This window comes from Moorena sp. SIO4A1, assembly GCF_010672065.1.
GTDB lineage: Bacteria > Cyanobacteriota > Cyanobacteriia > Cyanobacteriales > Coleofasciculaceae > Moorena.
In genome coordinates this window covers 1-2,002 of sequence record NZ_JAAHHX010000388.1, presented here as the reverse complement: position 1 = coordinate 2,002, position 2,002 = coordinate 1, and the positions used below count along the sequence as shown (strand labels likewise).

Below are 2,002 nucleotides of genomic sequence, written 5' to 3'. Positions count from 1 at the left end.
TGGTAGAACATTCTAAGCCATTTAAAAATATTCCGTTGGTTTCTGAAACAGCAACTATTAAAGCTTTTGTTTATCGTGTGCTTCGTGACTCTTGAAAACCTCATTCTGCTTTAGGTTTTTAGTGATAGCCTAGCCCCACAGCCAAGCAAGATTTTAACCTTAAGACCATTGAGGGAGAACGTTTTTTGCCAGAGGTATAGCGCTACGCGCCAGGCAGAGGGCAGGAGGCAGAAGTATACTGCCTGTAAGGTTTCAGGACTTGAGCTTGTCCTAACGTTAATACGCAGCGCTATACCTGTAGTTCAACCAAGCTCTTTATTGCAGGAGATGCTCAAACAAGCCAATTTATAGAGAACTCTAGCTCCTACATTGCTATCCCACTCATCTCCACCATCACCTGGAGCAACTTCACACAAATCAAAACCAATAATTGTTTTACCTGTTTTAACTAGTAATCGCAACAAGTAAATTGCTTCATTAAACTCCAAGCCACCTGGTACAGGAGTACCTGTATGGGGACAATAGGAGGGGTTTAAGCCGTCAATATCAAAGCTAATATATACCTTATCAGGTAAGTTAGATATAATTTTATGGCACTGAGCTGCCCAAGTGATACCTTCCTAAGCATTGGCTTTGAGCTGCCAATCATCAAACATGACAACTCGGCTATCACTATTTACCATTGCCATTTCTGCCTCACAAACATCTCGGATGCCAACCTGAACTAAACGACTAATCTGAGGTAGCTTGAGAGCGTTGTACATGATCGAGGCATGGGAATAAGTAAACCCCTCATAAGCTTGCCGCAGATCAGCATGGGCGTCAATTTGTAAAATACCGTATTCCTCGTGTTTTTGTGCCAGGGCTTGCATTAAGCCAAGAGGTACACTGTGATCTCCACCGACGACACCCACTAGTTTGCCTTGCTCGAGCAATTCTAACGCTTGAGTATAAACCCAATGGTTCAGAGTAGCTGAGGCTTGATTAACCGTTACTAACTGTTTGGCGATCGCATCATCATCAACATTACCACCTGTTTCCATATCTCCAATAATCTCCTTAGCAATAGCTCGCATGGCGCGATTTTTATCTTGAATATCTGAGTTAATGGGTATAGTCCCGCACTTAGTTTGCCAAGCTTGGGGTAGATCAAAGTCGTACCAATCTAACTGCAGTGAAGCATCTAAAATTGCTTGGGGACCATTGACTGTAGCTTCTCGATAAGATGTAGTGACATCCCAAGGTACAGGTAAAATAACAATTGCAGCCTCTTCCACCGAATAGGGAAAACCAAAGAAGCAACCATTGGGCACAGTAATCTCATTAGGATTAAAACTGGCTTGATTCATTTGTTTTAGTTACACAAGTTTGCCACAAGTCAAAAAATTGGATAGATAATTTATACCTAGTGATACTTTCAAAAGCGGATTTAGTATAACCCATGATTTGGGTTAGTTCCCATGGCAATTTGCCTAAGATAAGCGATTCTTGTAATCTTCGTAGTCAAACTCTCTAACCAGATTAAAGCTACCATCAGTGCGGACAATGCCAATTGCTGGATGTTTGATGCCATTAAACATAGAAGTCTTCACCATCGTATAGTGAATCATATCTTCAAAAACAATTGTGTCACCAACCTGCAAAGGCGTTTCAAAGTAGTAATCTCCCATGCCCATAAAGTCTCCTGCAAGGCAGGTAAGACCCCCCATCCGGTATCTAGGCTCTTTCTGTTGCGGATCTCTTGCACCTCGAATGCGAGGTTTATAAGGCATTTCCAAACAATCAGGCATATGAGCGGTAAATGAGACGTCAAGCATGGCAATAATCAGGTTTGAAGTTTCAATCAGATCAAGAACTGTTGCTCGGAGTACCCCAGTTTCCCATGCCACTGCCGATCCAGGCTCCAGATAAATATGCAAGTGAGGATAACGGGATTTAAAACGGGTCAAAACTTCGATTAGGTGTCCGATATCATAGCTTTTAGAGGTGATCAGATGTCCGT

General features: G+C 42.3%; 2 pseudogenes. Both read right to left on the bottom strand.

Annotated elements, in window-relative coordinates:
• Window positions 1-302: 302 nt before the first annotated feature.
• Window positions 303-1,349: pseudogene (locus F6K53_RS38570) on the bottom strand (agmatinase family protein).
• A 123-nt stretch (window positions 1,350-1,472) separates the two neighbouring features.
• Window positions 1,473-2,002, bottom strand: a pseudogene (locus tag F6K53_RS38565) (carboxynorspermidine decarboxylase); the annotation flags it as partial.